This is a genomic window from Amycolatopsis endophytica, from assembly GCF_013410405.1.
Classification (GTDB): domain Bacteria; phylum Actinomycetota; class Actinomycetes; order Mycobacteriales; family Pseudonocardiaceae; genus Amycolatopsis_E; species Amycolatopsis_E endophytica.
The window spans coordinates 142,608-160,029 of record NZ_JACCFK010000001.1; the positions used below are offsets into that span (position 1 = coordinate 142,608).

At 71.7% G+C, this 17,422-nt stretch carries 10 protein-coding genes; 4 read left to right on the forward strand and 6 right to left on the reverse strand.

Going from position 1 to position 17,422, the window contains the following annotated elements; all coding sequences use genetic code 11:
• Window positions 1–347 precede the first annotated feature (347 nt).
• From HNR02_RS00695 to HNR02_RS00710, 4 genes are all read right to left on the reverse strand, one after another.
• The gene (locus HNR02_RS00695) at window positions 348–3,164 is read right to left on the reverse strand and encodes a hypothetical protein (protein ID WP_179771294.1); all 2,817 of its coding nucleotides are present in this window, start codon (window positions 3,162–3,164) and stop codon (window positions 348–350) included.
• A gap of 52 nt (window positions 3,165–3,216) precedes the next feature.
• On the reverse strand, window positions 3,217–4,893 hold the full coding sequence (ettA, locus tag HNR02_RS00700) for an energy-dependent translational throttle protein EttA (protein WP_179771295.1): 1,677 nt from the start codon (window positions 4,891–4,893) through the stop codon (window positions 3,217–3,219).
• A 518-nt stretch (window positions 4,894–5,411) separates the two neighbouring features.
• A complete protein-coding gene (locus tag HNR02_RS00705; protein WP_246338655.1) occupies window positions 5,412–7,349 on the reverse strand; it encodes a bifunctional copper resistance protein CopD/cytochrome c oxidase assembly protein in 1,938 nt (645 codons plus the stop codon).
• A gap of 92 nt (window positions 7,350–7,441) precedes the next feature.
• Window positions 7,442–8,623: an MFS transporter gene (locus tag HNR02_RS00710; protein ID WP_376772918.1), complete on the reverse strand. Its 1,182-nt coding sequence runs from the start codon at window positions 8,621–8,623 to the stop codon at window positions 7,442–7,444.
• A gap of 82 nt (window positions 8,624–8,705) precedes the next feature.
• Between HNR02_RS00710 and HNR02_RS00715 the strand changes: the two genes are divergently transcribed.
• A complete protein-coding gene (locus HNR02_RS00715) occupies window positions 8,706–9,779 on the forward strand; it encodes a LacI family DNA-binding transcriptional regulator (protein WP_179771298.1) in 1,074 nt (357 codons plus the stop codon).
• A gap of 198 nt (window positions 9,780–9,977) precedes the next feature.
• Complete coding sequence (locus HNR02_RS00720; RefSeq protein WP_179771299.1) at window positions 9,978–10,367, forward strand: peptidase inhibitor family I36 protein; 390 nt, start codon at window positions 9,978–9,980, stop codon at window positions 10,365–10,367.
• A gap of 272 nt (window positions 10,368–10,639) precedes the next feature.
• Here HNR02_RS00720 and HNR02_RS00725 read toward each other — a convergent pair whose 3' ends face one another.
• Window positions 10,640–12,463 carry a glycoside hydrolase family 2 protein gene (locus tag HNR02_RS00725; RefSeq protein ID WP_179771300.1) on the reverse strand — a complete coding sequence of 608 codons (1,824 nt, stop codon included), beginning with the start codon at window positions 12,461–12,463 and terminating at the stop codon, window positions 10,640–10,642.
• A 190-nt stretch (window positions 12,464–12,653) separates the two neighbouring features.
• On the opposite strand from HNR02_RS00725, the gene HNR02_RS00730 reads away from it, so the two are divergent.
• Window positions 12,654–12,902, forward strand: coding sequence for a S1 RNA-binding domain-containing protein (locus HNR02_RS00730; RefSeq protein WP_179771301.1), 249 nt, complete (start codon window positions 12,654–12,656; stop codon window positions 12,900–12,902).
• Between the two features lie 504 nt (window positions 12,903–13,406).
• On the opposite strand, the gene HNR02_RS00735 is transcribed toward HNR02_RS00730, so the two are convergent.
• Window positions 13,407–14,147 (reverse strand): PP2C family protein-serine/threonine phosphatase, encoded by a 741-nt coding sequence (locus tag HNR02_RS00735; protein WP_179771302.1) that lies wholly within the window; start codon window positions 14,145–14,147, stop codon window positions 13,407–13,409.
• A gap of 78 nt (window positions 14,148–14,225) precedes the next feature.
• Here HNR02_RS00735 and HNR02_RS00740 point away from each other — a divergent pair, with 78 nt between their 5' ends.
• Entirely contained in the window at window positions 14,226–17,357 is a 3,132-nt protein-coding gene (locus HNR02_RS00740) for an AfsR/SARP family transcriptional regulator (protein ID WP_312860862.1), read from the forward strand.
• Window positions 17,358–17,422: the final 65 nt, after the last annotated feature.

Consider the following 17,422-nt stretch of genomic DNA (forward strand, 5'->3'; position numbering starts at 1 on the left):
GGCGTTCGCTGAGCGCGGCGATCGGCTCTTGCTCGTTTCGCGGGCCGCGGACGACGGCTCCTGCCATCGGCTGGCTGAGCCGGGTATCGGAAGCGTGCGGACTGCCCGGAGCGCGCTCGCGGGTGGCGGCGACGGCTCAGCCTTCACCGCGACGGTTGCGTGGGCTCAGCCGTCGTGGCGGTTGCGGCAGCGAGTGTCCAGCCGCCACGGTGGCGGCCCCGAGCTTCGGCCGTCGCGGTGGTGGCTACGAGACCTCAGCATTCCCTGCGGCGGCTATGAGGCCTCAGCCGTCGCTGCGGCGGCGGCCACGAAAGCCCCACCGCCGCCAGCGGTGGCGCCGCGAGGGCTCAACCGTCGCCGCGGTGGCGGCCGTTTCCTGGCTCGCTGCCGTTGCGTCCGTGGCCGTTGACGGGTCGCGGTTCCGCCGGCGACTGGTTGCCGAGCCGCTTCACGAGCGCCGCCGCGCTGGCGGTGCCGGCCTGGTGCTCGGCGAGTGCGCGGGCGAGCAGGTCGGCGAGGCCCGCGTCCTCGGGGAGGTCGTCGTCCGGGGTGCCGGGCGGGTCGCTGCGGAACGGTTCGCCGAGGTCGTCGTCCTGCAGCACCGGCGCGTTCGTGAACGGCGTCTCGGACGTACTCGTGCCGGAATCGCTGCCGGTGTCGGCGAAGTCGTCCCACGGCGCCAGCGACGGCGGCAGCCGCAGGCGCGGCAACCAGTTGTCGACGACCGGCATACTCGGCGCGGGCTCGTGCTCGGCGCGCGGCTTGTCCTCCGGCGTCTCGGCTTGCGGGGCCGGTGCGATCTCGGCGCGGCTGACCGGCTCTGCGTCCTCGCTCAACCACGACTCGCCCGGCCCGTCGGTGCCTTGCCGGGCCGCGGCGTCGTCGTCCGCACGGCGCCGCCCACCCGATTCGGGACGGCCAGGGTCGCCGGAATCGGCCGCCCGCCGACGTCCGCCACTCGCCCCGGCACTGATTCCGAGCCGATCCAGCACACTGCGTGCGGCGACCGACCCGTGCTCCGAGTCGTGCCGCGTCTTCCGGGACGCGATCCTCGACTCCGAGCGCTCCTCGCGCGAGGCCACTTCCTCAGCCGGACTCGCCGTTTCAGTTCCCGGCGCGCCGACGGCGTCGGCCGTCTGCCCGGACACCGCCGCGCTCGCGACTTCAGCGCGATGCCCGGCACCAGCGGCCATTCCGGCCACCCGCTCAGACGGCGATCCCGCGACGACCTGTTCCGGTCCTGACGCTTCATCCTCACTCGCCGAACCCGACCGCGACGCCGCAGCATCTTCGCGCGGATCCACGACGTCCGCAGCACCTGGCGCCGATACCGCCATTTCCGGCCGCGACGAAATCGCGGTCTCGCCCCTTCGATCGGCCCGGCTCTCGCCGAGGTCCGCGGCCGCCGAACCCTCCTGGATCTCGGCTCGCGGCGTCCCGGCCCCGGTCACCCGATCCACCCGCGACACCACAGGCTCGACCGCGGGCTCCACCGGTGATGCCCCGGAACCGGACGTCCCATCCGCCCGCGATGTTTCCAACGCGGTCGTCCGATCCCCCCGCGACGCCGTCGGCTCGACGGCGCGTTCCACCTGCGGCGTCCCAGAACCGGAGGTCTCCTCCGCCCGGTTTTCGGACCCGGTCGCCCCGCGCGCCCGCGACACCGCAGAGCCAGCCGCGTCATCCGTCCGCGACGTCCCGGACTCGGTCACTCGATCCGCCCGCGACACCACCGGTGATGTCCGGGCGCCGTCGAGCTGCTCGGCGGACAGGGCCGTCGGAACCGCGAACCGCGGCGCACGCGCGGCCTCCGCCGGCCGCTCGTCCGCGGGCTCCGGCGCGAGCGACCAGCCCGGCTTCGCGCTGTGGCTGCTCTCGGAGCGCGAGTCCGGCTCCGCGGCCGCCCGCGGTTGAGGAGCGTCCGCCGTCGTCTTCGCGGGAGAACCCGGCTCCCGGCTCGCGGGCACCTTCGGCTCCGGCACCGACAACGGCGCGACCGCCACCGAAGCGGCACCTTCGCTCGCCGGCACCGATCCCAGGACGTGGTCCAAGTCGACCTCGGCGTGCCCGCCCCCACCGAACTCACCCGCGAGCAACCCCACGGCCTGCCGCCGCGCCCGCGCGTGCACATGTTCGGCCGCGCGCGCGAGGTGCAGGCATTCGATCGCGTCGGCGAAGCGGCCGAGGCGCTCCTCCACGTGTGACAGCTCGGTCCACAACCGCGCCGTCAGCGCGTGCAGCTCGTGCCTCTCGGTGGCGTGCACCGCGTCGCGCAGCATCCGCGCCGCGGCCTCCACACTGCCGGAGGGCAGCAGGACCCGCGTGGCGATCGCCATCCGGAGCCAGCCCGCCGGGGCGACCGAGGCCGCACGAGCAGGCTCGTCCAGCACCGACTGCGCCAGCTCGAGCGCGTTGGCGCCATCGCCGCGATCCAGCAGCGAGCACACCAGCTGCAACACGAGCCGTCCCCGGACCACGCCACCGTCGTGCTGCGGATCCTCCAACTGCTCGAGAAATCCCAGCCCCGTGCGCGCCGCGTCGGCCGCGCCGACGACGTCCCCGTGCCGACGGCGGTGAGCCGACACCGCGACCCGCAACAGGCCACGCGCCAGCAGCCGCCCGTCACCGTCGAGGTCGTCGTCCGCCCCGCACAGCCGGTCGGCCTCGGCGAGTGTCCGGTCGAGCTCCGGCTTGCGCCCGAACTGCGACAGGCACCCGACGAGCTGGCTCAGCGCCGCTGCCTTGTGCGCACCGGCGAAGCCAGGCGCGTCGAGCACCGGCCGCAACGCCGCGAGCCCGGTCAGCGGTGCTCCGACGCTGCGCGCGCACACCGCGAGTTCGGTGCGCAGCCGCGCGGCCAGGACCGTCTCACCCGTGTCCTCCGCCGTGCGCAGCGCAGCCACCGCGCGGCCCACGGTCGGCGCTCGCAGCCCGAGCCGGACCCGTGCCGACACGGCGAGCCCCTCGGCACGGACCCACAGCTCCTCCGCCCCGGCACCCTCGGCCAGCGCGGAAGCCCGCTCACCGAGCACGAGCGCCAGCTCGGGCGCGCGCAGCTCGAAGTGGGCGGCCTGGCCGAGCAGGCGCTCGACCGCCGCGATCTCCGCGGTCCGGCCACCGTCCTGGGAGCGCGAACCCGATCGGCTGTGCTGGGTGGCTGCCAAGACGACTCCGCTTCCGTGTTGGCTTCGGCGTGCTAGCACGGGGCTCCCCCGCTCAGTCGCGGGTCAGCTTGCGGTGTGTCACCCGGTGCGGACGGGCCGCCTCCGGACCGAGCCGCTCCACCTTGTTCTTCTCGTAGCCTTCGAAGTTGCCCTCGAACCAGAACCACTGGGCGGGGTTCTGGTCGGTGCCCTCCCACGCGAGGATGTGCGTCGCCACGCGGTCCAGGAACCACCGGTCGTGCGAGATGACCACGGCACAGCCGGGGAACTGTTCCAGCGCGTTCTCCAGCGAACCCAGCGTCTCGACGTCCAGGTCGTTCGTCGGCTCGTCCAGCAGGATCAGGTTTCCGCCCTGCTTCAGGGTCAGCGCCAGGTTCAGCCGGTTGCGCTCACCGCCGGAGAGCACGCCCGCCGGCTTCTGCTGGTCCGGCCCCTTGAAGCCGAACGCGCTGACGTAGGCGCGCGACGGCATTTCGGCCTGCCCGACGTTGATGTAGTCGAGCCCGTCGGACACCACCTCCCACACCGTCTTCTTCGGGTCGATCCCGGCCCGGTTCTGGTCCACATAGGACAGCTTGACCGTCTCGCCGATCTTGACCTCGCCGTCGTCCGGCTTCTCGAGACCGACGATGGTCTTGAACAACGTCGTCTTACCGACACCGTTCGGCCCGATCACGCCGACGATGCCGTTGCGCGGCAACGTGAACGACAGGTCGTCGATCAGGACGCGCTCCTCGAAACCCTTCTTGAGGTGCGAGACCTCGACGACCACGCTGCCCAGCCGCGGCCCCGGCGGAATCTGGATCTCCTCGAAGTCGAGCTTCCGGGTGCGCTCGGCCTCGGCGGCCATCTCCTCATAGCGGTCGAGACGGGACCGGGACTTGGTCTGGCGCGCCTTGGCGTTGGATCGCACCCACTCCAGCTCGTTCTTGAGCCGCTTCGCCAGCTTGGCGTCCTTCTTGCCCTGGACCTCGAGGCGTTCCCGCTTCTTCTCCAGGTAGGTCGAGTAGTTGCCCTCGTACCCGACGACGCGACCGCGGTCGAGTTCCATGATCCACTGCGCGACGTTGTCCAGGAAGTACCGGTCGTGGGTGACCGCGAGGACAGCGCCCGCGTAGGAGGCCAGGAACTGCTCCAGCCACAGCACGCTCTCCGCGTCCAGGTGGTTGGTGGGCTCGTCGAGCAGCAGCAGGTCCGGCTTCGACAGCAGGAGCTTGCACAACGCGACCCGACGGCGTTCACCACCCGACAGGTGCGTGACCGGCTCGTCCGGCGGCGGGCAACGCAGCGCATCCATGGCCTGCTCGAGCTGGGAGTCCAGCTCCCACGCGTCGGCGTGGTCGAGATCCTCCTGGAGGCGCCCCATCTCCTCCATCAGCTCGTCGCTGTAGTCGGTGGCGAGCTGCTCGGCGATCTCGTTGAAGCGGTCGAGCTTCACCTTGATCTCACCGAGGCCCTCCTCGACGTTGCCGCGCACCGTCTTGTCCTCGTTGAGCGGCGGCTCCTGCTGCAGGATGCCCACGGTGGCGCCCGGCTGGAGGAACGCCTCGCCGTTGCTCGGCTGATCGAGTCCCGCCATGATCTTCAGCACGGTGGACTTGCCTGCACCGTTCGGACCCACGACGCCGATCTTGGCGCCCGGGTAGAACGCGGTGCTGACGTCGTCGAGGATGACCTTGTCCCCGACGGTCTTGCGCACCTTTTTCATGGTGTAGATGAACTCGGCCATGCCCACGATCGTAGAGCCGTGTCACGCGCGCCCGTACGCCGGTCACCATCCCGCGACGGACAGTCAACCCCCCGTCACCGTGGAGAACACCCGGCGATCACGGCCCCGGCCCTCCGCGCGGCCCGTCTCGCAGCCGTGGCGGCGCAGGGACAGGGCGGTTCTCCAGCGCTCCGGACGCGGAGCCGGAAGCCTCCCCCGCGTGGACTCGCACCGGCATGGCGGGTTCGAACCGCTGCCGCGTCGAACCCGCCCGGCACCCGCCCGGCAAAGCCTTGAGGTCAACTTGAACGCGAGACCCTTCGTTCCGCCCGGCAGGTCCACCGCGGGTCATCGTCTTCCCGAGAGCCATCGCCGCACTCCTTCTCACTCGTCGTTCCCGGTCTGCGACCAGAGTGCACCGGACAAGGGGCGATCGGGGGACGAGGGCGAAAAAGGCCGAAATCTGTGGACAGTTTGCGGTGATGTGCACAACTCGCGAAGAAATCCGGCCTGGGCGCCAAAACTGTCGGTGGCGTGTGCTACGGGCGCGGCTTGCCCTGATCGGCCAGTTGCTTGAGCATCGCGTTGTAGGCGGCCAGTTCCTGATCGCCGCTGGCCTCTTCCCTGCGGTCTTTCCGTTTCGCCTCGCGCGCATCCGCCCGCGCCCACTGCACGAGCAGCGCGATCAGCACCAGCAGCACCGGAACTTCACCGGAAGCCCACGCGATCCCGCCGCCGAGCCGTTGGTCCGCCAGCAGATCGGAGACCCACGGCAGGTGCAGCGCGCGATAGAAGTTGTCGCCGATCACCGTCTGCTTCGACATCAGGATCACGCCGAAGAACGCGTGGAAAGGCATGGCGGCGAACATCATCCCGAGCCGGCCGAGGTGCGGCAGGCGGCGCGGCGCCTGGTCGACCCCGATCACCGGCCAGTAGAAGACGTAGCCCGCGAGGAGGAAGTGGGCATTCATCAGAAGGTGTGCCCAGTGGTAGTTCAGGGCCGAGTCGAACAGGCCGGAGAAGTACAGCGCGTAGAACGAACCGACGAACAGGGCCAGCGCGACGATCGGATGGGTGAGCAGGCGCGCGACCGGCGAATGCACCGCGGCCAGCAGCCACTCCCGCGGTCCGGGCGGGGCGTCGCGGCCGGCCACCGGCAGCGCGCGCATCGCGAGCGTCACGGGCCCACCCAGTACGAACAGCACCGGAGCGATCATCGACAGGAGCATGTGACTGCCCATGTGCACGCTGAACATCGCGGGCGAGTAGCGGCCGATGCCGGAGGAGGTCGCGATCAGCAGCACCGCGCACGCGGCGAGCCACGCGACCGTGCGGCCGACGGGCCACTCGATCCCGTTGCGCCGCAACCTCCGCACGCCGACGAGGTACAGCACGGCCAGGACGATCGCCGCGGTGCCGTAGACGAGGTCGAACCGCCAGTCGAAGAGCAGGCGAAGCAGGGTCGGCGCGCCGGACAGGTCGTAGCCGACGAGCAGTTCCGTGGTCGACGGTTGCGCGACGTCCTGCGGCGGCGGAGTGCGACCCAGCGCGGTCGCGATGCCGATCGTGACGAACATGATCAGCACCTCGACCGCGGCCAGCCGCAGCAGTTGCCCACCGCCCTGACCGTCGACCACGGCGCGCACCCCGCGCGAGCGCTGCTGCTGGCCGAAGACCCCGAGCACGAGCAACGCGACGATCTTGGCCACCACGAGCAGGCCGTACTCGGTGGTGAGCAGATCGGGCAACGGCAACCGAACCAGCGCGTTGATCACACCGGAGGCCGCCATCACGATCCAGCAGACCAGCGCGAGACGCGAGAAGCGACGCGCGGCGAGCGCCAGGTGCTCGCCGCGGCGCCAGCCGAGCGCCAGGAGCGCGACCAGCCCGCCGACCCACAGTGACGCGGCGATCAGGTGGTAGAGCAGGCTGTTCGTGGCCAGGTCGTGCGAGCCACCGCTGGCCGAGTGACCGGTGACGGCCACCGGGACCAGCCCGACGACGGACACGCCGAACAGCACCGCGGTCCAGCCCCAGGACAGCGCGAGACGGCAGCCGAGCACCAGGACCAGCGCGATCCCCGCGGTCCACAACCACGCCTTGGGCTGCTCGATGGCGTCGACCAGGTCGATCAGGACCTCGGGCGAGAACAGCTCCGTGACCGGCTTGCCCGCCGCGTCCGCGGCCGTGAACAGGACCGATGCCAGCGCCGCGAAGAACCACACCCATGCCGCCACACCGGCGGTGCGCAGCGCCGCGTAGCCGTCACGGGCCAGGACACCGGACTTCTGGGGCGGCACCAGGAAGGCCGCGAGCAGCAGCGAGCCGACGCACACGGTCGACGCGGAATCGGCGAGCACCCTGACCACGCCGACGCCGTACTGCGTGACGAGGCCGGGATCGGGCAGGCCGGCGATCTGGTAGCTCGCCCCGCCCGACAGCGCGAGCAGCGCGACGGCCACCACCGCGGCCAGCATCCCGCACACCAGGAGCAGCGGGAAGACGCTCACCCGGCGCCGGGTCGCGGTCTCGGAAACTTCGGAGGGCACGTGTCGAGGGTAAGCCTGCCTCACCCGGGCAGTCCGGCAGCGGTCCGCTCACGGTGACGTGCGCGACTCGCACCGACCGACGCCGGGGCGATGAGCGCCGCCAGGACCGCTACCAGCACAAACGAAGCGGACAGAGACGTCACCTGGGCGATACCGCCGATGAGGGGCGGACCGGCCAGGAATCCGGTGTAGGCGACAGTCGTGACGAACGCGATCTCCCGCTCGCCGCCGCTGCCGTCGGCGCGTTTCCCTGCCTCGCCCGCCAGGCTCAGCGCGACGGGGAACGCGGCGGCCAGCCCCGTGCCGGCCAGGACGAACCCGGCGAAGGCGAGCCCCGCGACCGGGACGACGGCGGACAGCAGCAGGCCCGCGCCGGAGATGACGGCGCCGATCGCGAGAGTGCGGGTGGCGCCGAGGCGGCGTTGCATCCACGCGCTGCCAAGACGCGTGACCGCCATCGCGAGCGAGAACGCGGTGAAGGCGAGCGCGGCCGCGCCCTGGCCCGCCCCGTGCTCGGTGACCAGCAGCAACGCCGACCAATCCGAACTGGCACCTTCGGCGACGGCGGAGCACAACGGCACCGCCGCCAGCAGCCAGAGCACCGGCCGCCGGGTCGGCGCCCTGCGCGCCTTCGGCTCCGGCTGCCCGGACCGCGGAACCGCCCGTGGAAGGCCGCGGTAGACAGCGGCCATCGCGAGCGCCGTGACGACAGCGGCGACGAGGAAGTGCCGGGACGGCGACCAGTGCTGCGCCGCGGCGAGCCCGGCCGCGGCCGAGGCCACCAGCCCGCCGAAGCTGAACCCCGCGTGGAAGACCGGCATGATCGCCTGGCCGGTGCGGCGTTCGACGCCGACCCCGCCGATGTTCATCGCCACGTCCAGAGCCCCGTTGGCGAACCCGAGGCCGAACAGGGCGACGGCCAGCGACGCGACCGACCCGACGAGCCCGGCGAGCGGGAGCACGACGCAGGACAGCAGGGTGGCCGCGAGCATGACGACACGCGCGCCGAACCGTTCCGACAGCCGCCCGGACAGGGGCGCCGCCAGGAGCAGCCCGGCCGTGCCGCCGAGCAGGGCGAGCCCGAGCGTGCCAGGGCTCGCCCCGACCTGCTCGGCGAGGGCGGGCACGCGCGGCGCCCACGAGCCGTACACCGCGCCGTTGAGCGCGAAGACCACGATCACCGCAACCCGGTCGCCGACCACGGTCACCCCTTTCACCCTGTCCCACAATGACTTAAGCGCTTCAGAAGGTCAACCGCTCCTTCGGCCCGTCTAGACTGCGCCGATGACCGGTAGCCGTCGGCGCCGCCCGACGCTCGACGACGTCGCCAACGCGGTGGGTGTCTCGCGGGCGACGGTGTCCAACGCGTACAACCGCCCCGACCAGCTCTCCGCGGACCTGCGGAACGAGGTGCTTCGCGCGGCGAAGCGGCTCGGCTACGCCGGCCCCAACCCGGTCGCCCGCAGCCTGGCGACCCGGCGTGCGGGCGCGATCGCTTTCATGCTCGACACCGGCCTGTCCGCAGCCTTCTCCGACCCGGCCCTGTCGATCACGCTCGACGCGCTGGCGAGCCGGGTCGATCCCGAAGGGCACGCGCTCCTCCTCCTGCCGGGCGGCGACGACGGCGGTCCGCGGGCAGACCGGGTGCTCGCCGCGCAGGCGGACCTCGCGGTCGCCTACTCCCTCGCGGACAACGCCCCGGCCCTGCGGGCGGTCAGGCAGCGCGGGCTGCCGCTCGTGGTGATCGACCAGCCGGTCGTGCCCGGGTCGGCCCGGGTGTCAACGGACGACCGCGGCGGCGCGACGGCCGCGGCCCGGCATCTGCTGGAACTCGGACACCGGCGGTTCGCGATTCTGTCCGCGCAGTGCCTGTCCGAGCCGCGGGGCGGTCCGCTGACGACGGCCGAGGCGGCGGCCAGCCGGTTCCGCGACAACCGCGAGCGGCTCGCCGGGTATCTCGCAACGCTGGCGGCGTGGGACATCGCGCCGGATTCGGTGCCGATCTGGGAGGTCTCCGGGTTGTCGCGGGAGGCTGCGGCGCCCGGCGCGGCGAGGTTGCTCGACCGCGAGCCCACCGCGTTGCTGTGCATGTCGGACGAGCTCGCTCTCGCCGCGATGGCGGTGGCACGTCAGCGCGGCCTGCGGGTGCCGGAGGACCTTTCGATCGTCGGGTTCGACGACACGCCACCGGCAGCGTGGTCAGACCCTCCACTCACGACGGTGCGACAGGACCTGGTGCGCAAGGGACAGCTGGCCGGGGAACTGGCCCTGCTCCTGCTCGCGGGGCAGCGCGCGCCGAAAGCGACCACATTGGACGTCGAACTCGTGGTGCGCGGTTCCACCGGTCCCGCCAAATAGCAGAACTTTCCCCCTTTCGGCAAGGACGAGTTCGGAACCCTGTGGACAAGTCCGTTCGGACGAGCCCGAAAGAGTTAGTGGAGGCTACTTATCCACAGAAGTAGAAATGCGTGATGACAAGATCGCCCCGACCCGACATTGTGGATCTCGGACCGCGAAGTGCGGCTACCACAGGGAAACTCACAGGGGAGATGAGAAATGTTCGGCATTCTCGGGAGAACTCGCGCGTACCTGCCCAAGGCCCTGGTGCTGGCCGCGCTGGGACTGCTGGCCGCCGGGGGAATCGCCGAGGCGGAAACCGCCCCGGCGGACAGCGGCTGCGAGCAGGGCGAGTTCTGCGCGTGGTCGGATGACTTCTACGGCGGCGCGGTGCAACTGCTCGATCTTCGCACGGCCAACCCCGGCGAATGCATCCCGCTCGGCGGCGACGCCCGGTCGTTCGTCAACCGGCTGGACCGCGAAGTGACCGTGTACCAGGGCGAGGACTGCTCGACCGAGGGCGACTTCACCACCTACCCGGGCGGCGGGACGTTCGTGCCGGACGCACCGTTCGTCGTGCGGGCGATCCAGATCTGGGACAACAGCTGACGCCGATCCCCACAGACGGGACCGCTGCCCGCTCGCTCCTGGGGACGTGAGTCCGGGTGGGTGCAGGTCCGGGTTCCGCTCCCCCATGGCGGTTCCCGCCCGCGGGCGCGCCGCGGCACACGGTGCGCCCGCGGGTCCCCGGACGGCGTCCTGGTTCGGTCTCTGTGAACACACCTTGGCGCGGGCGTGCTCGCGGATGAGCGGTGGTGCGCTGACGACCGGCCCGCCCCGGAACTCTGGGCCTTGCTGCTCGCAGGCGGTCGTTCCTCCGCTCAGGTCCGGTCCCGGTAGGCGTTGAGGTCCTCGGGCGGGAAGGCGGCCGCGGGACGGCTGAGGATTGCGCGGACGCGAAGCGGGTCGACCTTCGGAGTCCGGTCGGCGGTGAGCAGGCCGTTGCGTTCCTGCTCGGTGTCGGTCAGCTGGGTGTAGCAGAAGCCGGCGAGAACAGGCGAGGAGAGGGCGGCGGTGGCCAGTTCGTCGAGGCGGGCGACCAGCTCGTCGGTGTCGGACACCGTCGAATAGCCGAACCACTTCTCGCCCTCGGCGGGAGTGTGGGAGAGGCCGCCGAACTCGGTCAGCATCACGGGCCGGGCGGCGTCGATGTCGCCGAGCAGAAGTGGGCGCCCGCCGGGGCGGCCGGTGGACAGGGTGTCGCGCATCGCCTGCGCGTCACCGTAGCGAGTGGACAGTGCGGCGCCCGTCGGTGCGTAGTCGTGGACACCGACGATGTCGGCTTCCGTGATTTCCCAGCCGTCGTTGCCGACGACGGGACGGGTGGGATCGACACTTTTGGTGAGGTGGTAAAGGGATCGCACGAAATTAGCTTGCGCGGGAGTCGTGGCGAGGTCGGGCACGCCCCAGCTCTCGTTGACAGGCACCCAGGTGACGATGCTCGGGTGGCTGCGGTCCCGCCTCAGGATCTCCAGCCATTCCCGGGTGAGGCGTTCGACGGATTCGGGGGCGAACTCGTAGGCGTTCGCGGTCTCGCCCCACACGAGCAGGCCGAGCCGGTCGCACCAGAAGAGGAACCGCGGGTCCTCGGCCTTCTGGTGCACGCGAACCCCGGTGAAGCCGAGCTCTTTGATGAGTTCGACCTCGCGGCGCAAAGCGACCGCATCGGGCGCGGCGAGGTGGGACTGCGGCCAGTAGCCCTGTTCGAGGACCATTCGCGGGTAGTACGGGAGGTGATTGAGGAGGAAACGACCATCGGCGACGCCGACGTCGCGCAGCCCCAGGTAGCTGGTCACCACATCGGAGGGCGCTTCGGCGGTGTGCACTTCCACGGTCGCGTCGACGAGCACCGGGTTTTCCGGGGACCAGAGCAGCCGGGACCGGTCCTGACCGTGCCGCAGCGCGGGCACGGCCACGTCGAACCGGAACCGCCGGTGGGCGACCCGCACCGACTGCTCGGCCAGGATTTCCGCACCGAGCCTCAGCGCCACACGGACGGTGACAGCCTCCCTGGGCACTGCGGAAAGTTCCCCTTCGCACGCGACGGAGGCGCGCGCCGGTTCGGGGGTCCAGTGCAGTTCCCGTAGGTGCAGGGCGGGTACGACCTCCGCCCAGACCGGCTGCCAGATCCCGGTGGTGCGGTGGTACCAGATGTCGTGCGGCGCGGGATGCCAGTCCTGCTTGCCCCGGGGTTGAGTGCCCTCGTCCGGACGATCCTCGGCTCGCAGGACGATCACCTGCGGACCACCAGCGCGCATCGCGGAGGTGATGTCGAACGCGAACGGGGTCTGACCGCCTTCGTGTCCACCGACGTGGGTTCCGTTGACCCACACGGATGCCGTGTAGTCGACCGCGGCGAAGTGCAGGACCAGCCGGTGCCCGGACGGGACCGTCGGAGTGTCGACCTCGCGCCGGTACCAGACCACGGTGTGCGGTTCGGTGGCGTGCACGCCGGACAGTTCGGATTCCGGCGGGTACGGGACCGTGATCGTCCGGTCGAACGGATCGGGGCTCTCGAACCACCGGTCGGCGAGGCCGCGATCGTCGTCATCGAAAGCGAAACCCCAAGAACCATTCAGCTCGAACCACTCCGGGCGGACGAGCTGCGGCCGTGGGCAGAGACGGTCCGGGTCCGCGGGAAGCATGACGGAAACCCTACGACAGAAAGGAGGATTGAGCATTGCGCACCACAGTTGCAGCCTCGGTGTCGTGACTGCCGGGTCGGCCTCGCGCCGTACACTGATGGGACTCCCGGCCAGGCCGTGATCGCCCGCGGCCCGCCGCCTCCAAGCGCTCTTCCCTCTCCCTGCGACGACGCGAAAGGAGGTGATCACCATGTCCCAGTACCAGATCTCCCAGTCGGTGTGGCGGGATTTCCTCGCGCGCTTCGGTGACGGCGGCACCATCACCGCGACAGTGACGCGGGTCGTGCCGTTCGGCGCGCTCGTCGAACTGCCACCGGGCGTTCCCGGGTTGTTGCCGCGCCCCGAACCGACGACGGCCGCCGAGTCCGGCTCGCCGATCGAGGTCCGCATCGCGAGCGTCGACGTCGAGCACCGTCGCGTGAGCGTGGTTCCCGCCTGACGGCCGGGGTGCGGGGGTGGGCAGACCACTGCCCCGCACCCTGCCCGCCCGCCGCAGGGCAGACACACCATGCGCCGAGGCGGAGCACACGACGCGCCACGCGCCGAGGTCGAGGCCGAGCCACGCGGCGAGGCCGAGGTCGAGGTCGAGGTCGAGGCCGGGTGACGCGGCGAGGCCGGGTCACGCGCCGAGGCCGAACCACCGCGGCGAGGCCGAGTGGAGCACACTCACCGCGCCGGGGCTGCGTGCGCCCCGCGCCGCGCTCCGGGGGCGAGTGGTGCACACCACGCCCCGACGCCGAGCTGCACCCACACCGCCCACAGGGGGCCGTGCCGCCACTCCCGCCACGAGCCGCCGCCACTCCCCGTCACGAGCCGCCGCCACTCCCCGTCACGAGCCCGCCGCCACTCCCCGAGCGGGCCGTGCCACCACTCCCTGCCACGAGCCCGCGGCAGGACCTTCCGCCGCGGCGCGGCGCTACCACTGACTGCCGCAGGGCCGCGTTCAGCCCTGCGCGATGTCGGCGACCACGCAGGTGATGTTGTCCGGGCCGCCGCCGGCGTTGGCCAGGTCGACGAGGCGTTGCACGGCCGCTTCGGGGTCGGTGACGGTCGCCAGCACCTCCGTCAGCTCGGCGGGCGAGGCCACGTCCGACAAACCGTCGGAACAGATCAAGTACCTGTCGCCTGCCTGGGCGTCGAGGGTGAAGAGGTCCGGCTCCGGCTCGCCGGCGCCCTGCAGCGCTCGGGTGAGGACCGAGCGCTGCGGGTGGCTGCCTGCCAGCTCCGGCGAGATCCGGCCCTGGTCCACCAGCTCCTGGACCACCGTATGGTCCCGCGTCACCTGCACCAGCTCGCCCGCCCGCAAGCGGTACGCGCGGGAGTCGCCCACGTGCGCCACCGCGAAGGACGCGCCGTCCCACGCCAGTACCGTCAGCGTGGTGCCCATACCCTGCAGGCCGCTGTCCTCCTCGACCAGCGCACGCAGCCGCCGCCCGGCGTCGGTCACCGCACCGGCCAGGGTCTCCACATCGGCCTTCCCCGACTCGGCCGCCAAGCGCTCGTCCAGCGCTTCGACCGCCCCGATCGCGCCCGAACTGGCGACCTCACCGGCCACATGACCACCCATCCCGTCGGCGACGGCAAGCAGACGCGGACTGGTGTAGACCGAGTCCTCGTTCGCTTCGCGTCGCTGCCCGACGTCGGAAGCCACGGCGTAGGTAAGCGTCAGCGGCCCAGGTTCCATACGTGAAGTAAAGCAGCGGCCCGCGAGACGCGGGACAGCCTCACCCCGTCCGGAGCCGGATGCGCCACAATCGGCAGCGTGTGGTTCGCCATCCTGGGTCCCGTCGAGGCGCGGTCCGCGGCCGGGAACCCGGTGCCCCTCGGCGGGCCACGGCCGCGTTCCCTCCTCGCACTCCTGCTGCTCGACGCCGGACACGTCATCGGCACCGGCCGGCTCATCGACGGCCTCTACGGCGACGACCCGCCCGGCGACGCCGCCAACGCGCTACAGGCCCAGGTGTCCCGGCTGCGCCGCAAACTGGGCGACGAAGCCCGCATCGAGTCCCATCCCGCCGGCTACCGGCTCACGATCGAACCGGACCGTGTCGACGCCCACCGGTTCACCAGGCTCGCCAGGGAAGGCCGCGCCGCGCTCGACGCGAACGAGCACGCCCACGCCGCGAAACTCCTGCACGACGCCCTCGGCCTCTGGCGCGGTCCGGCACTGGCCGACGTCCTGGAGGCGCCCTTCGCCGAGGCACAGGCCGTCCGCCTCGACGCGCTGCGGATCGCCGCCATCGAGGACCGCGCCGAAGCCGACCTCGCGCTCGGCGACTCCCGCTCGGTCATCGGCGAACTCACCGACCTGTGCGCGGCCCACCCGCTGCGCGAACGACTCCGCGTGCTGCTCATGCGCGCACTCGCCGCCAACGGTCGCCACGCCGAAGCGCTCGCCGTCTTCGAAGACGCCCGCCGCACCCTCGCCGACGAACTCGGCGCCGACCCGTCACCGGAACTGGCCTCCGCCCACCTCGCGCTGCTGCGCGCCGAACCCCCGCCCGAACCACCCCGGATACCCAGCCAGCTCACCAGCTTCATCGGCCGCCGACGCGAACTCGACACCATCGCCACCCTGCTGGACACCAACCGCCTGGTGACCCTCACCGGCCCCGGCGGCGCGGGAAAAACCCGCCTGTCCCTCGAAACCGGCGTCCGGGTGGACGGTGAAGTGTGTTTCGTGGACTTCGCCCCCGTCACGAGCGGAACCGACGTGTCCCAAGCCGCACTCGCCGCACTCGGCCTGCGCGAAACCGCGCTCTTCCCGGCCTCGGGCGCGGCGCCGGACCCGGTCGGCCGGATCGAGGTCGCGCTCACCGGCCGGCCGATGCTGCTGATCTTCGACAACTGCGAGCACGTCGTCACCGACGCGGCGCGCCTCGCCCACCGGCTGCTCACGGCGTGCCCAGGGCTGCGGGTGCTCGCCACGAGCCGCGAACCACTCGGCATCACCGGCGAAGCGCTGTGCCCGGTTCCTCCGCTGGAGTCCCCGCCACCCGGCGCCAGCCCCGCCGAAGCCGCGGACTACCCGTCGGTGCGGTTGTTCACCGAACGAGCGGCGGCGGTGCGCCCGGGATTCCACCTCGACGACGACTCGACCGAACGGGTCCTGAGGATCTGCGGGGCACTCGACGGCCTGCCCCTGGCGATCGAACTGGCCGCCGCGCGGCTGCGGACCCTGTCGCTCGACCAGCTCGAAGCCCGCCTCGACGACCGCTTCCGCCTGCTGTCCCGGGGCAGCCGCACCGCGGCACCCCGGCACCAGACGCTGCGCGCGGTCGTCAGCTGGAGCTGGGACCTGCTCGAACCGGACGAACGGGACCTGGCCCGACGGCTCGCCGTCTTCACCGGCGGCGCCACCGGTGACGCGATCGCACGCGTGTGTGGACTGTCCGAACCGGACACCGAAGACCTCCTCGACGGTCTTGTCGACAAGTCGCTCGTCGAGTGCTCCGCCGGGCGGTACCGGATGCTGGAGACCATCCGGGCCTTCAGCGCGGAACAGCTGGACGAATCGGGCGAGCGGGACGAACTGGCTCGCGCGCATGCCGAGTACTTCCTCGATTTCGCCCGGACGGCCGACTCCTACTTGCGGCGCGCCGAACAGGTCGAATGGCTCGCGCGGCTGACCGCCGAGCGGGCGAACCTGCACGCCGCGCTGCGGTGGTCGATCGACGTGGACACGCGCCTGGCGCTGCGGCTCGTCGGGGCGCTCTCGTCGTACTGGCGCATGCAGGGGGTGCGCACCGAGATCGCGCCGCTCGCCGCACGGTTGCTGGCGGGCCTCCCGGCGGAACCTCCCGGCGATCTCGCCGAGGAGTACGCGTTGTGCGTGCTCAACGCCGCACCCACCGGCCCACCGGGCCTGGACGAGCACCTGCGCCGGGTCGAGTCGATCATGTCCTCGCTGACGTGGCCGGTGAAGCAGCCCTATCTGCTCGTGTACTGGGCGATGTTCGCCGGGCCTCCGTCCCCGACCGACTGGGCACGCGAGCTGGGCGGACTGGAACGGGAGCTGACCGGAACGGAAGATCCGTGGTTCCAGGCGCTGTGGCAGTTCTCGACGAGTTACGTCCGGTTGTACAACGGTCACCTCGAGGGCGCCGAGGAGGCTTTCCGCGCCTCGCTCGCCCTGTTCCGCGAGGTCGGTGACCGGTGGGGCATCGCCCAGACGTTGGACGGTTTCGCGGCGCTCGCCGATCTGCGCGGGGAGCCGGACCGGTCGCTGGCGCTGATCGACGAGGCGATGGAGCTGCTGGGCCGGCTCAACGCGACCGAAGAGCTGGCTGAGCTGTGGTACCGGCGGGGGGACCGCCTGCTGCGCGACGGCGACCTGACCGACGCCGAGACCGCCTACCACCGCGCGGCCGAGCTGGCGCGCCGCTCCGGCGCGCTGACCCCGCTCGCCATGGCCAACCGCGGGTTCGGAGAGCTGGCACGTCACCGCGGTCACCTCGCGGAAGCGCGGGAGTACTACGAACAGGCGTTACGCGAGGTGGGAACGGACTGGCAGGCCGACGCGGCCGGGGCACAGATCCTCTCCGGGCTGGGTCGCCTGGCCGAAGCCGAGGGCGATCCGGGCCAGGCGCGGGCCCGGCACCGGCAGGCACTCGACGCGACGCTGGCGCAGCACTTCCGGACGAACATCGCCGACGCGGTCGAAGGGCTGGCCGGGGCAACGCTGCTCGACGGAGACGCCGGCGAGGCCGCCGGGCTGCTGGGGATGGCGGTGGCGCTGCGCGGTATGGCCTACCCGGGCGACCAGGACGTGGCGGCAGTCGCGGCGGGCTGCCAGAAGCTCCTCGGCGCCGACGCCTTCGCCACCGTCTACGACCGCGCCGTGGCGATGCCCTACGAAGACATCGTGCAGCACCTGCGATCGCACGTCGCGTAGCGGCGCGGCCGAAACGCGGAGCAGGCCCCACCCGAACAGGCCCTGACGCGGCCACCGCAGAAAGG

Bases quoted from the DNA above. Each gene is read 5' to 3' on its own strand.
- ettA (WP_179771295.1), bottom strand. From the start codon at position 4,893: ATGGCCGAGTTCATCTACACCATGAAAAAGGTGCGCAAGACCGTCGGG.
- HNR02_RS00705 (WP_246338655.1), bottom strand. From the start codon at position 7,349: ATGCTGGCCGCGGTGGTGGCCGTCGCGCTGCTCGCGCTGTCGGGCGGG.
- HNR02_RS00715 (WP_179771298.1), top strand. From the start codon at position 8,706: ATGACCGGTAGCCGTCGGCGCCGCCCGACGCTCGACGACGTCGCCAAC.
- HNR02_RS00720 (WP_179771299.1), top strand. From the start codon at position 9,978: ATGTTCGGCATTCTCGGGAGAACTCGCGCGTACCTGCCCAAGGCCCTG.
- HNR02_RS00725 (WP_179771300.1), bottom strand. From the start codon at position 12,463: ATGCTTCCCGCGGACCCGGACCGTCTCTGCCCACGGCCGCAGCTCGTC.
- HNR02_RS00730 (WP_179771301.1), top strand. From the start codon at position 12,654: ATGTCCCAGTACCAGATCTCCCAGTCGGTGTGGCGGGATTTCCTCGCG.
- HNR02_RS00735 (WP_179771302.1), bottom strand. From the start codon at position 14,147: ATGGAACCTGGGCCGCTGACGCTTACCTACGCCGTGGCTTCCGACGTC.